Origin of the sequence: Acinetobacter sp. I-MWF, assembly GCF_025433935.1 — a bacterium.
GTDB lineage: Bacteria > Pseudomonadota > Gammaproteobacteria > Pseudomonadales > Moraxellaceae > Acinetobacter > Acinetobacter guillouiae.
Map to the genome: position 1 here is coordinate 1599720 of NZ_JAMBAR010000001.1, position 17748 is coordinate 1617467.

Annotated in this window: 19 protein-coding genes; 14 read left to right on the top strand and 5 right to left on the bottom strand. The window is 37.6% G+C overall.

The annotated features are described in order from the left end of the window. Nucleotides 1-4: 4 nt before the first annotated feature. From cdiI to M2R48_RS07455, 9 genes are all read left to right on the top strand, one after another. A complete protein-coding gene (gene cdiI, locus M2R48_RS07415) occupies nucleotides 5-373 on the top strand; it encodes a ribonuclease toxin immunity protein CdiI (RefSeq protein WP_262085625.1) in 369 nt (122 codons plus the stop codon). Nucleotides 374-564: 191 nt separating this feature from the next. Further along, the gene (locus tag M2R48_RS07420; RefSeq protein ID WP_262085626.1) at nucleotides 565-954 is read left to right on the top strand and encodes a hypothetical protein; all 390 of its coding nucleotides are present in this window, start codon (nucleotides 565-567) and stop codon (nucleotides 952-954) included. An 88-nt stretch (nucleotides 955-1042) separates the two neighbouring features. Next, the gene (locus tag M2R48_RS07425) at nucleotides 1043-1852 is read left to right on the top strand and encodes a hypothetical protein (protein WP_262085627.1); all 810 of its coding nucleotides are present in this window, start codon (nucleotides 1043-1045) and stop codon (nucleotides 1850-1852) included. Then, nucleotides 1853-2566, top strand: coding sequence for a pentapeptide repeat-containing protein (locus M2R48_RS07430; protein ID WP_262085628.1), 714 nt, complete (start codon nucleotides 1853-1855; stop codon nucleotides 2564-2566). A gap of 234 nt (nucleotides 2567-2800) precedes the next feature. Beyond that, nucleotides 2801-3163: a hypothetical protein gene (locus M2R48_RS07435; RefSeq protein ID WP_262085629.1), complete on the top strand. Its 363-nt coding sequence runs from the start codon at nucleotides 2801-2803 to the stop codon at nucleotides 3161-3163. A gap of 215 nt (nucleotides 3164-3378) precedes the next feature. Continuing rightward, on the top strand, nucleotides 3379-3615 hold the full coding sequence (locus M2R48_RS07440; protein WP_262085630.1) for a hypothetical protein: 237 nt from the start codon (nucleotides 3379-3381) through the stop codon (nucleotides 3613-3615). Between the two features lie 119 nt (nucleotides 3616-3734). Beyond that, nucleotides 3735-4094 (top strand): hypothetical protein, encoded by a 360-nt coding sequence (locus M2R48_RS07445; RefSeq protein ID WP_262085631.1) that lies wholly within the window; start codon nucleotides 3735-3737, stop codon nucleotides 4092-4094. A 670-nt stretch (nucleotides 4095-4764) separates the two neighbouring features. Then, nucleotides 4765-5163, top strand: coding sequence for a hypothetical protein (locus M2R48_RS07450; protein WP_262085632.1), 399 nt, complete (start codon nucleotides 4765-4767; stop codon nucleotides 5161-5163). A gap of 373 nt (nucleotides 5164-5536) precedes the next feature. Beyond that, nucleotides 5537-6523 (top strand): AraC family transcriptional regulator, encoded by a 987-nt coding sequence (locus M2R48_RS07455; RefSeq protein WP_209826446.1) that lies wholly within the window; start codon nucleotides 5537-5539, stop codon nucleotides 6521-6523. A 214-nt stretch (nucleotides 6524-6737) separates the two neighbouring features. Here the strand turns inward: M2R48_RS07455 and M2R48_RS07460 are convergent, their stop codons facing one another. Next, nucleotides 6738-7436 carry a DUF1826 domain-containing protein gene (locus M2R48_RS07460; RefSeq protein ID WP_262087461.1) on the bottom strand — a complete coding sequence of 233 codons (699 nt, stop codon included), beginning with the start codon at nucleotides 7434-7436 and terminating at the stop codon, nucleotides 6738-6740. Between the two features lie 596 nt (nucleotides 7437-8032). Here M2R48_RS07460 and M2R48_RS07465 point away from each other — a divergent pair. The 5 genes from M2R48_RS07465 to M2R48_RS07485 are packed head-to-tail and all read left to right on the top strand — an operon-like array spanning nucleotide 8033 to nucleotide 12946. Then, the gene (locus tag M2R48_RS07465; protein WP_262085633.1) at nucleotides 8033-9280 is read left to right on the top strand and encodes a dienelactone hydrolase family protein; all 1248 of its coding nucleotides are present in this window, start codon (nucleotides 8033-8035) and stop codon (nucleotides 9278-9280) included. Between the two features lie 17 nt (nucleotides 9281-9297). Further along, nucleotides 9298-10089, top strand: coding sequence for an SDR family oxidoreductase (locus tag M2R48_RS07470; protein ID WP_262085634.1), 792 nt, complete (start codon nucleotides 9298-9300; stop codon nucleotides 10087-10089). 55 nt (nucleotides 10090-10144) lie between these two features. Further along, a complete protein-coding gene (locus M2R48_RS07475) occupies nucleotides 10145-11383 on the top strand; it encodes a styrene monooxygenase/indole monooxygenase family protein (protein ID WP_262087462.1) in 1239 nt (412 codons plus the stop codon). 28 nt (nucleotides 11384-11411) lie between these two features. After that, on the top strand, nucleotides 11412-11948 hold the full coding sequence (locus M2R48_RS07480; RefSeq protein ID WP_004721623.1) for a flavin reductase family protein: 537 nt from the start codon (nucleotides 11412-11414) through the stop codon (nucleotides 11946-11948). 50 nt (nucleotides 11949-11998) lie between these two features. Beyond that, nucleotides 11999-12946, top strand: coding sequence for a transporter (locus M2R48_RS07485; RefSeq protein ID WP_262085635.1), 948 nt, complete (start codon nucleotides 11999-12001; stop codon nucleotides 12944-12946). A 117-nt stretch (nucleotides 12947-13063) separates the two neighbouring features. Here M2R48_RS07485 and M2R48_RS07490 read toward each other — a convergent pair whose 3' ends face one another. The 4 genes from M2R48_RS07490 to antA all read right to left on the bottom strand — a co-directional run bounded on the left by M2R48_RS07490 (nucleotide 13064) and on the right by antA (nucleotide 17655). Continuing rightward, on the bottom strand, nucleotides 13064-14122 hold the full coding sequence (locus tag M2R48_RS07490) for an AraC family transcriptional regulator (RefSeq protein ID WP_004721620.1): 1059 nt from the start codon (nucleotides 14120-14122) through the stop codon (nucleotides 13064-13066). Nucleotides 14123-14702: 580 nt separating this feature from the next. Then, nucleotides 14703-15734, bottom strand: coding sequence for an anthranilate 1,2-dioxygenase electron transfer component AntC (gene antC, locus M2R48_RS07495; protein ID WP_262085637.1), 1032 nt, complete (start codon nucleotides 15732-15734; stop codon nucleotides 14703-14705). A gap of 11 nt (nucleotides 15735-15745) precedes the next feature. Then, entirely contained in the window at nucleotides 15746-16237 is a 492-nt protein-coding gene (antB, locus tag M2R48_RS07500) for an anthranilate 1,2-dioxygenase small subunit (protein ID WP_056515392.1), read from the bottom strand. A 2-nt stretch (nucleotides 16238-16239) separates the two neighbouring features. After that, a complete protein-coding gene (gene antA / locus M2R48_RS07505; RefSeq protein WP_262085638.1) occupies nucleotides 16240-17655 on the bottom strand; it encodes an anthranilate 1,2-dioxygenase large subunit in 1416 nt (471 codons plus the stop codon). Between the last annotated feature and the right edge of the window lie 93 nt (nucleotides 17656-17748).

A 17748-nucleotide genomic window follows, 5' to 3' on the forward strand; every position in this document is an offset into this window, starting at 1 on the left:
TAAAATGAAACATTTGTTTGATTTGCCTTATGATCATTTTAATACGGAAGGAACTGTAAAAAGTTACTTTGATTTAATGTATAACGAAGGTCGTTTTTTAGATGCTATTGAAAATATTATTGACCGAGAGTCTTATATGTTGGATGGCATATATTGTTTTTTCCCTGATATGAACAGTAGTGAAGAAGAGGAACATTTTGAAGGCGTTCAATTTGCTATTGGATACCCCCCTTCATCAGAGAATACTGTCACGGTAAGTGAGGAAATTTGTTGTAAATTTGTCAGATTAGCTTGCGAAAAGTTTTTAAATCTTCATCCAGAGTGTACTAATGATGTAAATGTAATTTTAAAGAAATGGTCAAGTACTAAATAAAGTAGTATCAGTGTTTCTGAATTTTAGCAAATATAATGTAAGTGTGAATTGCACCCCGAACAAGACCAGTTGCATGGGATTCTATCGCAAAAAAATGGGTTATGGACTCTGATAAAATGCCTGTAGTAAAAGCTTTTCCAGAAATTAAGCCTGAGTGGAAAATGTTTTATCCAAAATAGGAAGATGACTATATGCAATTAAAAACTTTGTTATTATTTAAGGAAAAATACTATCAAGATAGACCTTTAGATAAACCAAGTATTGAGGATAATAAGTATGTTCTTTCTGAAGTTGAAGCTGATAAAATTGTAAAGTATTTAGAGTCAGGATTGACTTTATTGGAATTTGTAAGCCCAATAGATGATCCTTATGATGGAGAATTTACTCCATTTGTCATTAAGACTGATGGAGTATATGTATGGGATGCAGTAATTATAAGTTGGGTAAAAAAGTATAAGGTGCGGTTGCCAGAAAGTTTTATTACACATATGCAAAAAAGAAATTATCAACTTATAGATCATAGTTTGATTCCAAAAGGTTTGAGTGATTTTTTGAAGCAGTCTGAAAAAATATTTTGTTAATATGAAATAGACGTACAAGACATACGAATATGGAACAAGTTGTTGAAGCTGTACGTGCTGTCCCAAATTATACTGAACGAACATCAAAATGCTATGGTTTATGAGGAGTGGTTCGAGCTTTCTAGTTATCAATGGTCTGGATGATATACGAACAGGTTGGAATAATTTTGGGAGCTTACCATCGGGTCAAACGGCTTCATCGACATTAACATCATTAGGTGTCTCGGAAGGTACAGCTGGATGGGTTAAATTAGGAGCTGGTGGTGTCAGTATTGGCGCAGAAGCAATAGCTATAAATCAAGGTTTAAAAGCAACAACTAATACTTTTGATAATGTTACAAATAATTCAAATCAGCCTGTTATCTCTGAAAAAACAAAAGAATTAATCAGTGGTTCTGATAAAGCTTTATTAAATGGTGAAGTAGTTTATCCACAGATATACAAAGAACTTTATCATGGTGCAGATGCAAAATCATTAAATTTACCAGATAATTTATCTCCAGAGCAATTAGCATCGTATATACAAAAAAATGGTCTAAATGCAAGAGGGACAAATATTGAATTAATGTCTCATCAAGCAGGAAATAGAGATACTGCATTTAGAGGTACAACGACTAGTGTTATTTCTCAAGGAGGTGATGCAGGAGCGGCATATTGGGCTGGACCAAATGGAATTGTTGTAGAGTTAAAGAATGTCAATGGTTATGATTTAGATGCCCTTCAGTCGACCTCTTCAAAAGGTATTGGTATTAGTGGTATGGTTCAAAAAAATACTTTGGGGGGCGAATTAGAAATTTCTGTACCAGCTCAAATTGATCCTTCACAAATTAATAGAATTGGTATTGTAAAAACAGCACCAAATGGTAAAACGTATGTAGACTTTGATTGGGGGAAATAAATGAAAACTGAAAATAAGTGGGACAAAGAAGTTGATTATGTCTTTTTAAAAAAATGGATTAATAGTCACTTGCAGGGGGATGAGAATTTAGGAATTGATAAAGCTCTATATGAGAAGTTACCAAAAGTCATAATACAAGAAGATAAGTCAGAGTTAATAGATCTATCTTTTATAGATTTAAGTAATTTAAGCTTTGGAAAAGTGTGGATGGGACATTATTTATCCCATGCAAATTTATCTTGTTCAAAATTTTTAAGGACGCACTTTCATCATGCTGTAGCAATTGATACTAATTTTTCGGGATCTTTTTTTGAAAGAGTACAATTTATACCATTCTTTTCTCCAAATTCAAATTTTGAAAACTGTTATTTTAAAGATTGTTTAGCATTTGGTAATGGTGGAAATCCAAGAAATAGTTATTCTTATAATAATTTTAACAGTTGTAACTTTAAAAATACAAAGATCATTGGTTGTGATTTTTCGAAATCTAGTTTTAAAGCTTCAAATTTCGAAAATGCAGAAATAAAGGATTCAAAATTTGAAGGAGCAATATTTTTAAATGCTAACTTGAAAAATGCTCTATTTGATAATTGCTCATTCTCTAGCTTGGAATATGATGGAGTAAATGATTTTATAACAAATTTGGATTTCTCTTGCTCCGATGGTGTTAAATTTATTAATTGTAATTTTCAAGGGGTTAATATAAATTTTTAGTGTAATTAATAAATTAAAAACTTTATAAATGGTGCTAATTTATTATTTCAGAAAGCAGTTCGATTGAAGTTTTGCTGTAGATAAAATACCAATAATTAATAATAAACTGAAAAATATAGTGCAAGTAGCAGAAGCTGTATGGAATATTCCAGCAACACCTATTTGTTTCGTTTCTTGCTAGAGCGGTTCAAGTGGTACAGCATAAGAACTTGCGGATTTAATGCAAGTACCGAGATGCAAATTGAAGATAACTTGTATACAAAAAAAATATTGGAAGTAAGCAATGTTCCATGTTTATGCAAAATATCTAGTACATTTGAAATTGAGTTTTTAGAGGCTATACCACAGGTAACAGGAAAGGTTTTAAACTGGAATCATAAAGATATAGATGCGCGCATACCAGCAGGCGCAGGTGGGGACTATACTCATTATAAATTTGGTATGATTTCTATATCTAAGATTGATAAAAATTTATATATTATTGAAAAACTCTCTATGTTTGATTTATGGAGTGGTGGATGGATTAATATCATTGAAAATAGAGAATATGCTGAGCTTATTGAAGAAGAAGAGCCTGATTGGTTAAAAAATTTATAAGTAATAATGGGACTGTAAATTAAATGTAGTAGAGCTCTTAAATTATTTTGTGTAAGTTAATTTTTAGGTTTTTTGATTATTAATAAATGGATTGATGCTTCTGCCTCAAAGGTAGGAACATTAATTTTATGCTATTTATTTTTTATGCAGCACAAAACTTAGCCCAGTCAGACATCAGAGCTTTACATTTTTCAAGATAAGTCCGACGTAAATAAGTGACTTCAACTATTGTGGCAGCAACAAGAACCTATAGTCAAAATCAGCAAAATCAGCAAAAACAAGCGGAACAAGAGAAGAAAAACACTGAACAGACAGCGATAGCAGAACTACAAGCCAAAGGTGGAGAAGATTGGAATAAGTATCAAAACTCAAACAATGAAGCTGAAAAACAAGAACTTCTGAAAAATAATTCATCAAGTTACAAACAAGCTTCAGAAAAAGTCCAAGATTGAGGTATGGGTGGAGATAAGAGTCGAGCAGTCAATGCGGTAGTCATAAAATGGTAGATTAAGCTCGCATTTTTTATTTTAAATGATAAAATATTTTTAATTGGAATAAATTTTTATAAAAAATGAAAGCACTTAAAGAGTTAGAAAAAATTAATAACATAAATTTTAAGCTATTAGTTTTATCACCATTTGTGTATATTTTTGGAAATATTGGATTACATCTCACTGGCTTTGATTTTATTCAAATTTATATATTCAATATCATTTTAGTTGGGTTACAAGCTATAATGTTTATTAAAGATAGGAAGTTTTTGAAAGCTAAATCAGCTTACTGCCCAGCATGGGAGTGGTTTATTTTATTCCCAATATATGTATTCAAAAGACAAAAAAATAACTTTTTAAACTTGAATTATTTTTACATCAGCGTTGTCATTTTTGTTGTAAACATAATAATAGCAGCTTATATAAGGAATATTTCCTGATTCAATAGCTATTATTTAATCTAACAAAGACTTCTAGTCTTGAAAAGTAATTTCTGCACATATGTAATAGAGCATAATATAGATAGGTTCTAACAATAGAGTAAGATTAATAAGTGAATCTCATAACTCTAATTCATTTAAAAATCAGACTGATATTAGAGTTACAAGTAGTATCACGGTTCGACAGGATTAAACCCATGGAAAATGTTCTTTTGAATTATTTACTGAAAGTAATCTAATAAAGAAAGAATTAATTAAAGGTTATAGCAATGACGAAATAAAAAAATAGAGAGATTATATAATATTGATATAAAAGATGATTTTAAATATTTTATGAAAAATATTGGTCGATGTGATGGTGGTCTCTTAGTGAAAATGATAAAAAAGTTATACCAACTGGAATGAAATTTTTTGAATATTTAATAGATTTAACTAAAAAGAATTCTTTTAAACTTAATAAGAGGCAAAGAGTCTCACAAGGTGAACTCATAATTATTTAAGGGTAATTGAGCTTATGTAAGAAGAAAAAATATTAAAATCATATAAGTAAAGCCGATTTCCCCTATTGATTTTAGAGTTCTATATCCAAGGAATCAGGAGGTTTTTTGAGTTATGTAAAAATTCTTTCAATATATCAACAGGAAAATTTATCCTTATCAAGGAGTAAATTATGAGTGGGATGATATTTATAGGTTTTAATAATGAAAGGCCAAAAGGAGATAAAAGTCTTTCAGAGTTGATTAATAGTACTTATTGGGATGCATTTGGTGATTTATTGGATGAAGTTTTTTTACCAAATTACCCACAGCTACATGAAAGTATAAAATCTGAAGAGGGGGAGTATCTAAAATTTTATACTTTTGAAGATTTAAGCAAAGATGATTTTAACCTGTCCGTTAAATTGATTAGGCAGCATTTTCAACATATGAAACCAGAGGATTGGCGGCCACGAGATTATATAAATGATATGGCTAAATGGCAGAGCATGGCACGTCAGGTATGGGAGGAGGTTGCTGAACCCTTTGTGGTGTTAGATAGTCGCTATGATATTAAATTAAGTGAATTTTAGGATATAAGTTCTATGAGAATATCTTCTCAAATATTGCTATAAGTTATGATTTATTAGAGCCAATAATATCCATAATTATTTGTTATGTTTGAAATTATCTGGTTTCTAGATTTCTAATAGCATGCTAAAGAAAATAATTTTTACGTTGTAGTCAGACTTTTAATGCTGGAGAACTTTTGCAAGGGTACTTATTGGGGGAATACTTGCATACCCAAATAGTATATAAGTTCTCAATTTAATTTGTTATAAAGAATGATACAAAATTGATTTTCTACATTGTTTATGGATGAACAGAGCTTAATATTTTAAGTAAAGGAATTGGCACGTAATTTGCCCCTTAACAAGTATTGAGCGTTAGCTAGGTGAAAAGAATATGTTATCACTAAGCCAAGAGATGGATCTAAATCACTATTCCCGTCAGGCAGAATTTGCACACAGTTTAATGTCCTCAATATGTGGGGAGCATCATTTAGATACATGCGGTCGAAATGTCTTAGATTTTCATTATGAAGGGATTCGATTACCCCACAAGCGTATGGCGATCGGTAAGATCAGCTATGGTGCAAATGTACTCATTAACACGTCTAATTTAAGGGCATATAGTATTAGCTTGCCGATTCAAGGTAAGCAGACTTTAGCAATCAATGGCACCAATTACATTTCCAGTGCGGATAAAGGCTTAATTTTATCTAATGCAGATTTACAAGATTTAGCGATTGATAAAGATTGTAAAAAATATCAAGTGGTTATTCCTGAAAAAAGTATGCAGAAGGTGTTAGGCGAATTACTACGTCAATCTGTTGAAGAGCCCGTGGTTTTCAATCCTGAAATGAGTTTGAAGATTGATCAGGGTATCGGGATGTGGTGGCAAAATATTGATCATTTTTTGTTGCTGCGATCTCAATACAAAAGTATGCAGGGCTTACAACTTTGGTCAGAGGATTATGAAAATTTCCTGATTAAAGCTTTATTACTCTCGCAAGAAAATAATTATTCAAGCTTGTTAAGATCCTTATCTGATCAACAAGCGCCAGAATACTTACGTAAGGTATGCGACTATATTCAGAAGTATGCCCATGAGGAGATTCGTGCAGAAGATTTGCTAAGATTAGCTGGCGTATCAAAGTCTAAATTATATGCTGAATTTCAACAGTACTATGGCACAAGTCCTTTGACTTTTTTACGTAGATATCGTTTACAACAAGTTTATAAGACTTTAAGTACCTCTATGGACAAAAATATTTCCATTTCAAAATTAGCTTTTGATTGGGGATTTAATCACTTGGGCCGTTTTTCGCATGAATATCGTGAAGAATTTGGAGAGAATCCAAGTGAAACTAAGAATCGAGTAAAAATATAATCTATTAATTCATTCGTGCTTTTAACCCGATTCTTTCCAAAATGGGAAAGCGTTAATAAACTACTTTAGACTCTTGCTTAATGTGCGTGTCGTTGATTATTTTAAAATGGAATTACACAGCATTATTTACAAGCGCGTGCTTTGATCATTCTTTTTAGACTTGTCATCTCAAGAGGCAGTTTTTCTCTATTTATTAGGTATATTGGGGCATGATCTAACAAATTAACAACAATCTATATTCGCCATCCTTTTCAACGGGCGCTCGATGAACGCAAGGTAAAACCTGTTGGGTTGGATGATCTACCGCTAAGCGCCAAAGATGTCCTGAGCCTAAATTTACAGGTTCTGAGTTGGGTTTCGGCTGGTAATGCAGATCAAAAAAATACTCTTGCAGAAAGGTTTCAAATTCTGCTTCAGGACCGTCATGTAATGCTTTAAGCTTTTCCCTGATTTCTGGGATCAAAATCTTTTGTTCCACTTGATCATTGGAGATGATGTCACTGGCAGCGCCATGATAGGTACATAAAAAAGTATCTGTTTCAATGGGCGAACGATCAACATGATACGAATATACATCTGTAGAAATGAAATCCAGATCTTGATCCCGTTCATAATGTTTAAGTAAATTCAGTGAAGGCGAAGCACCGAAATCAGTTAATAGTTGTATATCGCTTAAGATGATATCCCTTGCCAGAATGCCTTTTTCTGAAAGTTGTAGCGCTAAAAGATCTTCAGTGGAAACTTCGGTAATATTTTCTTTTAACTCAAGTTTAGACACAATTTCTTTAAAATCACCCAGCAAATCTCTGTTCCAACAAATGGCATTTATCTCGCCTTGAAATGTCGTATTTACAAATTCAGAAAAAGTCGTTACTACACGAACTTGATTGTTGTCAGAAAATGCAAGGTGCATATTAGAATTTAATAAATCAGAAACCATGTCTAATATATTCACTCAGCTTGATAGAATCAGCTTTATAGAAGTTGGGACGAATCGCACAGAAGCGTGCATTACAGGTAGCGTTGAACATAGCTTACTGAACAACAGGGTATTGTTGCAATGTATTGCTAAGTGAGATGGACTTTAACAATGAGTTCTATTGAGAACTTTTGCAAAATTGCAGATTTACTTATTTAACTATGGCTTATTGATGTGGTGAGCAAAATCTTGTTTAAGATAATGTTGTTCAGAATAGTAGATGACAAGACATTTATAAAAAGTGGCAATCAGCTTCTATCATAAGTCCTTATTAAAACCATAATTCAACATAAAAGCCCTCTCATCCTCGCCTCAGCCCAAAGGCAATTTCAATATCAAAACGATTCGCTCAATATGCTCATTTTTGATCTATGAAAGATCTAACAATTTCTAAAAATAAATTTTATGCATTGAATTTTCATCTTTCACAGTATTCCGCACTGATTGGATAATCCTCGCAGATTTTGGACAGACGTTAAATACCTTTCACAGACATGATAACGCTAACGGTTAGGTCTGGAGTGGATGAAATGTCAGGTCAATATATTGAAGTAAAAACACAAACAGGGAAGTCATTTGCTGGGTATTTGGCAATTGCAGAGGGCGGAAAAGGGCCTGGAATTGTACTGTGTCAGGAAATTTTTGGTGTGAATGCAGCAATGCGTATCAAGGCTGATTTCTTGGCTGAGGAAGGTTATACCGTATTGGTACCAGATTTATTCTGGCGTACTGCACCTCGCATTGAACTGGGTTATACCGAGCAAGATTTTCAAAAAGCCTTCGAGCTTTATCAACACTATGATGAAGATCAAGGTGTCGAAGATATTCAAGATAGCTTGAATTTTCTCAAAACTTTAGAGAGTTGCGATGCCAGTGCAGGCTTAGGTGTCGTGGGATATTGTCTGGGTGGAAAACTGGCGTATCTGGCAGGTTGTCGTATTCCTGAAGTGGCCTGTGCTGTGGGTTATTACGGGGTAGGAATCGAGAAGACACTCGATGAACTTGAAAATGCCAAAGGGCGAGTAGTTTTACATATTGCTGAATTAGACAAGTTTACACCGCCAGAGGCACGCCAAAAGATTCTGGATGCTGCCGCCCAATATAGCAATGTTCAGGCTTATGTCTATGAGGGTGTAGATCATGCCTTTGCCCGACCAAACAGCGAACATTATCACAAACCTTCCGCACGCTTTGCCCATGAACGCAGTATTACCGCACTGCATCAAAGTATCGGACCAGTTTATGATTTGGTTGCACTTTGGGAAGCGCATATCCGTTATGAATTTGATACACGCGATGTACCTGCCACTATGGCAACCATGGTGGCGCAACCCTATGTCAATCATATTCCAACATTGACAGGTGGTGTGGGATATAGCCAACTTGCCCGCTTCTATCAATATCACTTCGTTCATCAAAATCCAAAAGATATGAAGATCACGTCGATCTCACGCACTGTTGGTTCAACACAGGTGGTGGATGAATTCATTATGAGTTTTACCCATGACAGTGAAATTGACTGGTTACTGCCAGGTGTCGCGCCAACAGGAAAGTATGTTGAGATTCCTATGTTGGGTGTGATCCAGTTCCGTGGCCCAAAACTCTGCCATGAACATATCTACTGGGATCAGGCATCCGTTCTGGTTCAAATTGGATTACTCAATCCTAAAGGATTACCTGTTGCTGGTGTAGAAACTGCTCAAAAACTACTGGATGAAGATTTGCCATCCAATACCCTCATGCCGTCTTGGTCAAGCAGCGAAGCCAAATCGTTTTAACTATGTAGGAGTGGAATATGGATATTCAATTGAATCAGAAAATCGCTGTGGTCAGTGGCGGCGCAACCCTGATTGGTCAGGCCGTAGTTCAAGCATTGGTCGATGCAGGTGCAAAAGTCATTATTCTGGATATTGACCAACAAGGACAGCAAGTGGCGGATGCCATGCACGGACAGGCGCAATTTATTCAAACTGATTTAAGCAGTGATGTGGCGATTGTAAACGCAGTAAAAACAATTCACGACAGCTTTGGCAAAGTTGATTACTTGGTCAATCTGGCCTGTACCTATCTGGATGATGGCTTTAAATCCTCACGTGAAGACTGGTTACAAGCATTGAATATTAATCTGCTTTCGGCAGTCGAATTGACCCGTGCATTTTATGAGGATTTAAAAACCAAGCATGGTGCGATTGTCAATTTCACCTCGATCTCCGCCAAATTTGCGCAAACAGGCCGCTGGCTTTATCCCGTTTCAAAAGCAGCGATGCGACAACTCACCCAGTCCATGGCGATGGATTTTGCAGCAGATGGGGTACGGGTTAATTCGGTATCACCTGGTTGGACATGGTCACGGGTGATTGCCGATGTCAGTGGCAATAACCGAATCAAAGCTGATGCCGTAGCAGCTGACTACCATTTACTGGGACGTCTAGGTCATCCCGAAGAGGTAGCCAATGTGGTGCTGTTTTTACTCTCGCCAGCCGCAAGTTTTGTGACAGGCGCAGATTATGCCGTCGATGGTGGTTACTCCGTCATGGGGCCTGAAGGGAATCAACCTGCTATTCAACGTTTAGCCGATGAAGCGTGATAGCAAATCAAACATTTAAAACACTCAATGAATTAAAAAATATGGGAGAACCATGATGCGTCGTATCGCTATAGTAGGAGCGGGTCAATCTGGATTGCAGCTCGGTTTAGGATTATTAGACACAGGTTATGAGGTGACGATTGTCACCAACCGTACTGGTGATGAAATTCGTCAGGGCAAGGTCATGTCGAGTCAGTGTATGTTTCACACGGCCTTGCAAACAGAGCGTGATGTTGGACTTAATTTTTGGGAAGAGCAATGTCCAGCGGTTGAAGGGATTGGATTTACACTGGTCAACCCAGAAACAAAACAGCCTGCCTTTGCATGGAGTGCGCGATTGGAGCGTTATGCACAATCGGTAGATCAGCGCGTCAAGATGCCGTACTGGATGGAAATGTTTGAGCGTCGTGGTGGTCAGTTGATTATTCAAGATGTTGGAATAGATGAACTGGAACAGCTCACTGCTGAATATGAGCTGGTCTTACTGGCCGCAGGTAAGGGGGAAGTGGTTAAACAGTTCGAGCGTGATGAAGCACGTAGTTGTTTTGATAAGCCACAACGCGCGCTTGCTTTGACCTATGTAACAGGTATGAAGCAGATGTTGCCGTATTCTCGGGTGACTTTTAATGTGATTCCAGAAGTGGGTGAATATTTCTGTTTTCCTGCGCTTACAGTTACAGGTGCTTGTGAAATTATGGTGTTTGAAGGCATTCCCGGTGGGCCGATGGATTGCTGGCAAGATGCAAAAACACCAGAACAGCATTTGCAAATGAGTAAAGATATTTTAAACAAATATGTGCCTTGGGAAGCAGCACGTTGTGAAAATATTGAATTAACCGACGCTGGTGGCTATCTGTCTGGACGTTTTCCACCGGGAGTGCGTAAACCGATATTAACCCTGCCATCTGGTCGTAAAGTTTTTGGTATGGCCGATGCGTTAGTGGTGAACGACCCAATCACTGGGCAAGGTTCAAACAATGCCGCCAAGTGTAGCAAAATTTATTTCGATGCCATTTTAGCGCATGACAATCAAACATTTACAGATGAATGGATGCAACAGACATTTGAACGTTATTGGGCATATGCCGAAAAAGTCGTGGCTTGGACCAACAGTTTATTGTTGCCACCACAACCGCACATGATTGAGCTTTTGGCGGCGGCTGAGCAGAACCATGCCATTGCTTCGAGTATTGCCAATAATTTTGATAATCCACGCAATTTTGCTCCATGGTGGTTTGATCCAGAACAGGCGCAGCATTTTATCGAATCGAAAAGCTGTCAAAAAGTGGCTTAACAGGGAAGCAAAGTCTAAGGTGAATGTTATGAATATCAACACATCGCAGGAACTGGATTTAAAACCGATTGATACGGAAAATCCAAGAGAAATCCGCAACCTGTTAGGGCAGTTCGCTACAGGGGTTACGGTGATTACAACCCGTGGACGAGATGGACGAAAAATTGGGATGACAGCCAACTCGTTTTCTTCACTATCACTCGATCCGCCGCTGATTTTATGGAGTTTGTCAAAGACTGCACCAAGCTTATTGGATTTTACTGAGGCCGAATATTTTGCGATTCATATGCTGGCACAAGAACATCACTCACTTTCAGGGCATTTTGCCCGTGGTTCAGAGGATAAGTTTGCCAACATTGCACATCGTGAGTGTGAGCGCGGTTTACCGTTACTAGAAGATGTATTGGCAACATTGGTATGTAAAAACGTAAATCAATATGAAGGGGGGGATCATCTGATTTTTATTGGTCAGATTGAACATTATCAACATCGTATTGGTGAGCCTTTGGTGTTTCATGCGGGCAAGTATCGTATTGCTGCAGCGCATCCAGAACTGAGTATTTAACAGCAACAATCACGATCAATTTTGATCGTGATTTTTTTCGGGGATCGAAAATGAAAAATAATGTGATCAAAAGAGGTTTTCTTGCTGGAACAGTGGTCTTAACAGCGGTTGCAGCACAGGCATATGACTTGCCGACAGTGAATCTGGGCATGACCAGTTTTCTGGATGGTGGACTGCCTGCTGGGCCGGGGTGGTATTCTCAAACGTATCTGCAAAATTATGATTCGAACAAGTTAAAAGACAATCAAGCTCATCGGTTAGCTTTACCCAAGACCGACTTAAATTATCAAGTCATTGTTGAACAAGTTAGTTATCTGTCCGATGTGCGTGTAGGTGAACACGCATCGTTAGGATTGAATGTGCTGATTCCATTTGTCAGTAAAATGGATATGGATGATGGTTTAAATAATGCCGCGATTAAAGCCCAAGGGGGTTTTGGTGATCTGATGATTGGGCCATTCATCCAGTTTGACCCAGTCATGGGCAAAGATGGGCCCAAATTCGTACAACGTTTTGAATTTCAGGTCAATTTACCAACAGGGAAATATGATCAGAATAAAAATATTAATCCGGGCAATAATGCCATCTCATTTGATCCATACTGGGCAGCAACCTATTGGTTTAATCCAAAGTGGACAGTTTCTACACGTCTGCACTATTTGTACAATTTTAAAAATGATGATCCAAATTATAGCTTTGGTCTTGCAGATGATATTCAGGCAGGGCAAGCGATCCATGCCAATTTTGCAACAGACTATGCACTTACACCACAATTACGCTTAGGGATCAATGGTTACTGGCTCAAGCAAATGACTGACACGGAAGTAGAGGGTGAAAAATTAACAGGCACACGTGAACAAGTGTGGGCGATTGGACCGGGGGCGATGTATAGCTTTTCTAAACATGATCATATCGTGACAAATGCCTATTTTGAACAGGATGCAAAAAATCGTCCTGAAGGAACTCGTTTGCAATTACGTTATATTCATCACTTCTGATTTGAAACGCTATGGCAACATACTGACAGATATACTTGACCTATTTAGATACGTTTAAATAGGTTTTTTAATTTTTTATAATGAATAAAATCTCTTTAACTAAAAATCATCGGTTGCTTAAGAATACGGCTTAAACCTTAAATCTTGCTGTTCAAGGGTGCTACGGCGTGTACAAGAGGGCAATTCACCATAACGACGTTTATATTCCTGAGAAAAACGCCCAAGATGACTAAAGCCCCATTTAAACGCGACATCTGTGACTGAGACATGCTCATTTTGTAGGAGTTCCATATGCGCTTGTTCAAAACGCAACTCTTTTAAATATGACATTGGAGTAGTGTTTAAAAAGCTTTTAAATCCTGCAAATAATGTACGTACGCTTACGCCTGCCTGTTCAGCCAATTGTTCAATAGTTAAATTTGCGTGTAGATTTTCACGCATATAGGCTTCAGTACGTTTGACAAAATAAGGTGAAATGGCTTTTTCTCTGTACTGATCGATTTGATGCAATAAGCTGTTGGCTTGGCCGTAAATCAGGGCATTAAATAGACTGGATTCAAACTGCTTAAATGCCATTGGGTGATGCAAAGGATGCTGTTCACAAGCAAGCGCATCCATCAATGTACGCATCAATTGGAAAAAATAAGCACCACCTTGGGTAGAAAGATCAAGCTTGGGTTCAAAAATAGGAGGGTGCTGCTGTGCGTCTGGAAGATGCTGGCGGCAGTGCTGTAAAAGGTCATCTTTATCAATTTTGAGAATCAGCTGTGGGGAGTTGGCATGCCAGCGCATTTTTAGCGATTGTTCGGGTGAAATTAGAGAGGCAACTTGCGGATAAGAAATAAATTTTTGTTGATTCATTTCAATTTCTGCATATCCCTGTGTTGGGATTTGAATCAGATAAAATTTTTCTAAATGGTCAGGTTCAATATAGACATCGGCACTGTATTCCAGACGACTGATGGATAATCGTCCTGCTTTAAGATGGTGCATGGATGAGTGAAAATCGTTTTGTTGTTGTACGATTTTTAATAGATGTGGTTTGAAGATTTGCCCAACACTTTTGCAGGTTTCGCCTAAGTCTTGATGCTGAAAGACTAAGTTTTGTGATGAAAAAATGGGGCATTGCTGTAAATGACGTCCATTGAATTCCATAGTAGGATCGACCTGACTCATAAATATTCCTTTTGGCTGGCTTGTTTATTACAGCTAATCTTTATGTCACATGATGACCTGATTAAAAATGCACTAAACAATACTTAAAACTTTAAGTGGCTGGCAGTGATATAAAGAGTTAAGCAAAAAATAGACCAAGTAAAATACCTCAATACAACATATTTTTAGTCTAGTTTGGCGTGATCAAATCAATAAAAACATCATGGTATTTTTAAAAAATAAAGGATAGCGTTGATCATGCTTTGTACTCTTTATATGATCCTATTCCTTAAGATCTATCTCTATGTATAGCAAATCTGACTAAAATGATCAATTTATTTTTGGTTGTTTTTATTGGTTTAACTTACTGAATAATATGATTATATTTAAAATCCTTATATTATTTTGAATATCAGGATATCACAAAACTGAAATATTCAGACGACGTAGAAAAAATATCCAAATTCCATTAATAAATCATCCTATGATTTCGCTGTTTAATAAGTTTTGTTGCTCAATTAAGATTTGAATCATCTTGAGCTTAATCCTGCTGTGAGTTGGTGTCATATCTTAAGATATGACACACATTTTGTTGTTAAAACTAAGTTCTTACTGTATTGCTCTGTAAGAACTTCTCACTGTAAATCGAACAATCTTCGATAGACTGTTCATCTAGCCAAGATTTGACGGCTTCGATCATCGGTGGCGGGCCACATAAGTACATATCGAAGCGTTGTTGTTGAAGTTGTTGTTTATCCAGATGTTGATGGATATAGCCTGATTTTCCTTGCCATAGTTCTGAGGCGCTTGAAATGATTGGATGATAACTAAAGTCTTTGATCTTTGATGCATAGGCGATCAAACGCTTTTGTTCACATAGATCGGCTTCTGTATTGACGCCATAATAGAGTTGCACTGAGGGTTGATTTGGTTGATCGGCAATATTATCGAGCATACCTAAAAAAGCCGATAAGCCTGTACCACCTGCAATAAAGATCAGAGGGCGTTCAGCTTCACGTAGATAAAAACTACCTAAAGGTGCTTCCATCATCAGGCTTTGTCCAATCTGACAACGTTCTCTGAGATAATTACTCATTACACCATCTGGCAGCAGACGAATTAAAAACTGAAGTTGATTGTTGGCATTGGGACGATTGGCAAATGAATAAGAACGCCAATCGTCAGTCTCTGGAATTTGTAAACGTGCATATTGACCTGGTAAAAAATTCAGTTCCTTGTCAAAACTACTGGCATCGAGATGCAAGATCGCGGTGGTTTCTGAAACCAATTCAACAGCAGTAACCACCGTGGTGATTTTTAAAGCTTCACCCGCATTACAGATTTCGGAACTATGATCGAAATAAAAAGCGGCATTAGACTTAACCCGTGTTTGGCAAGCCAGCATTTTACGTTCAGCCAAATCACGTTCGCTTAATGCATCCTCATCAACATATTCTTGTTCATAAATACCCGTTTCACATTTCCCCTGACAGGTTCCACAAACACCTTCACGGCAATCGAGCGGGAGGTGGATTCCTTGACGAACCGCTGCGTCCAACAGCAATTCGTCTTCCTGTACTGCGATAAAAAATGTTCTACCATCGGCAAAGTTGAGTGCAACAGAATGACTCATTGTATTTCTCCTTAGACGTGATAGAAATCGAGAACTGAATCTATCTTGTCATTAAGCAATACGCTGTGTTGACGACGAATACGGAAACTATCTTCAGTTGGACGGAGCAAATAAGTGGCATGACCATAAAAGCATCCTTCAAGGCCCTGACGATTATAAAGCGTGCGCCAACTTACCTTTGCCTCAACCAAACCATCTTCTTGAGTCTTTACTTGTACATTGTGAATATTATGTTGAGTGCGCGGTAAAGGCGTTGCAGAAGCTGCTTTTCCAGTACGGATACGGAACACACGATCTTCAAGTCCTGAACGATCGGGGTAATAAATATAGGACAAGCCTTGATTGGGATCTTGAACGTAGTGATGGTCATCAATCCATTGCGGGATATGATATTCACTATCTTCATCATAGAGTTCGAGGTAAGCATCCCAATCATAGCGATCACACAGTTCCGCCTTTTTATAAAGGAATTGAGACACTGCAAAATGAAGTTCTAGAGACATGGTTACACCTCATCCGTAACAGATTGATTTAAAAAAGTGACTTCTTGCATCTTAAGTGCTTTTTTATTGAGTCCATTGAGGAGCAGGCGTTGCCAGTGACCATGCTGGTTGACATATAGCCCTTCATGAGTAAATTCACGCCCTGTGATCACGGGTTCAATACCAAGATCTTGTGAATTTTGTGATGGGCCATAATTCCATTGATGATAACCGCGTGAGATATCACTCCAGCGTTCTAAACGGCCCTGAAAGCCTTTTTGTTGTTCGCGGAATTCCACCAGATCATCTGGTGTACCCAATCCTGATACATTGAAAAAGTCTTCAAACTGACGAATACGGTTACGACGTGCCTCCGCTGATTCACCTTTGACACCAATACATTGGCTGATGACTTCGGTTTTATTCCATGCCACAGGACGGACAATACGCAGTTGTGAACTGATCTGATCCATAAAGAACAGGCTTGGATAAAGGTTGAGGTTACGTAAACGGTGCATGGCCCATTTAGCGCGCTTTTCCCCAAACCTTTCCAGCAGATAAGGCATCACCACATCATAACCAGGACGTACCGCTGGATTTGGCATATCACTAAACAGCACACTATGTCCATTTTTAAAGCTAAACCAACCATCATCCGTTTCGGCATCACCCGCACCTAATTTACTATAATCAAGTGTGTCAAGTTCACTGCCATTGGCTGCGTTAACTTGCTGGCGATGTTGAACGGTGGAAACATAATTATAATGCACAGTACTAACGTGATAGCCATCCAGACCATTTTCATTTTGTAGTTTCCAGTTACCTGCAAAAGTATAAGCAGATTTACCTGGTAATACTTCAAGCTCACCCGTTGGTGATTGATCAACCATCAAGTCAAGAAACACTTTAGTATCACCTAAAAAGTCTTCCAGTGAATCTGTGGCCTGAGTATCCAGACTGACAAAAACAAATCCACGATAGCTGGCGATACGGCCTTGTTTTAAACCACGGCTGGATTTATCAAAATCTTCACAATATTCGTTTGGCGCTTTGACCTTAACCAAACGCCCATCGGACTTATAACACCAAGCATGAAACGGGCAGGTGAATACAGACTGATTGCCTTTAGCCACACGGGTCAAGGTTGCACCACGATGCTCACAGGCATTGACCATGGCATGTAGTTCGCCTTTACCATCACGGCTGATAATGATCGGTTGTCGGCCAATCTGTACTGTAATGAAATCATTGTTATTGGCAATTTCACTTTCATGGCAAGCATAAATCCAGACCTTTTCAAAAATGAGCTCCATTTCGAGATCAAACAGTTCTGGTTCGGTAAACATATCGCGAGCAATTCGATAAACACCATCATTTGGTCGAAAATCGATACAGCTGTGTACAAAATTTTGCCATTCGGCGAGGTTACGTGCAGTCATGGGCTCTTCCTCTGTCCAATCAGTCCTTTGTTTGATTGAACCGCGATTTAAAGAAGGGCTCTATCCAGATTTTCCATGTGTTTATCCACTTTA

Excerpts from the sequence above, each read along its gene's own strand:
- cdiI (WP_262085625.1), top strand. The coding sequence starts at position 5 with ATGAAACATTTGTTTGATTTGCCTTATGATCATTTTAATACGGAAGGA.
- M2R48_RS07420 (WP_262085626.1), top strand. The coding sequence starts at position 565 with ATGCAATTAAAAACTTTGTTATTATTTAAGGAAAAATACTATCAAGAT.
- M2R48_RS07425 (WP_262085627.1), top strand. The coding sequence starts at position 1,043 with ATGCTATGGTTTATGAGGAGTGGTTCGAGCTTTCTAGTTATCAATGGT.
- M2R48_RS07430 (WP_262085628.1), top strand. The coding sequence starts at position 1,853 with ATGAAAACTGAAAATAAGTGGGACAAAGAAGTTGATTATGTCTTTTTA.
- M2R48_RS07435 (WP_262085629.1), top strand. The coding sequence starts at position 2,801 with ATGCAAATTGAAGATAACTTGTATACAAAAAAAATATTGGAAGTAAGC.
- M2R48_RS07445 (WP_262085631.1), top strand. The coding sequence starts at position 3,735 with ATGAAAGCACTTAAAGAGTTAGAAAAAATTAATAACATAAATTTTAAG.
- M2R48_RS07450 (WP_262085632.1), top strand. The coding sequence starts at position 4,765 with ATGAGTGGGATGATATTTATAGGTTTTAATAATGAAAGGCCAAAAGGA.
- M2R48_RS07455 (WP_209826446.1), top strand. The coding sequence starts at position 5,537 with ATGTTATCACTAAGCCAAGAGATGGATCTAAATCACTATTCCCGTCAG.
- M2R48_RS07460 (WP_262087461.1), bottom strand. The coding sequence starts at position 7,436 with ATGCACCTTGCATTTTCTGACAACAATCAAGTTCGTGTAGTAACGACT.
- M2R48_RS07465 (WP_262085633.1), top strand. The coding sequence starts at position 8,033 with ATGTCAGGTCAATATATTGAAGTAAAAACACAAACAGGGAAGTCATTT.
- M2R48_RS07470 (WP_262085634.1), top strand. The coding sequence starts at position 9,298 with ATGGATATTCAATTGAATCAGAAAATCGCTGTGGTCAGTGGCGGCGCA.
- M2R48_RS07475 (WP_262087462.1), top strand. The coding sequence starts at position 10,145 with ATGCGTCGTATCGCTATAGTAGGAGCGGGTCAATCTGGATTGCAGCTC.
- M2R48_RS07480 (WP_004721623.1), top strand. The coding sequence starts at position 11,412 with ATGAATATCAACACATCGCAGGAACTGGATTTAAAACCGATTGATACG.
- M2R48_RS07485 (WP_262085635.1), top strand. The coding sequence starts at position 11,999 with ATGAAAAATAATGTGATCAAAAGAGGTTTTCTTGCTGGAACAGTGGTC.
- M2R48_RS07490 (WP_004721620.1), bottom strand. The coding sequence starts at position 14,122 with ATGAGTCAGGTCGATCCTACTATGGAATTCAATGGACGTCATTTACAG.
- antC (WP_262085637.1), bottom strand. The coding sequence starts at position 15,734 with ATGAGTCATTCTGTTGCACTCAACTTTGCCGATGGTAGAACATTTTTT.
- antB (WP_056515392.1), bottom strand. The coding sequence starts at position 16,237 with ATGTCTCTAGAACTTCATTTTGCAGTGTCTCAATTCCTTTATAAAAAG.
- antA (WP_262085638.1), bottom strand. The coding sequence starts at position 17,655 with ATGACTGCACGTAACCTCGCCGAATGGCAAAATTTTGTACACAGCTGT.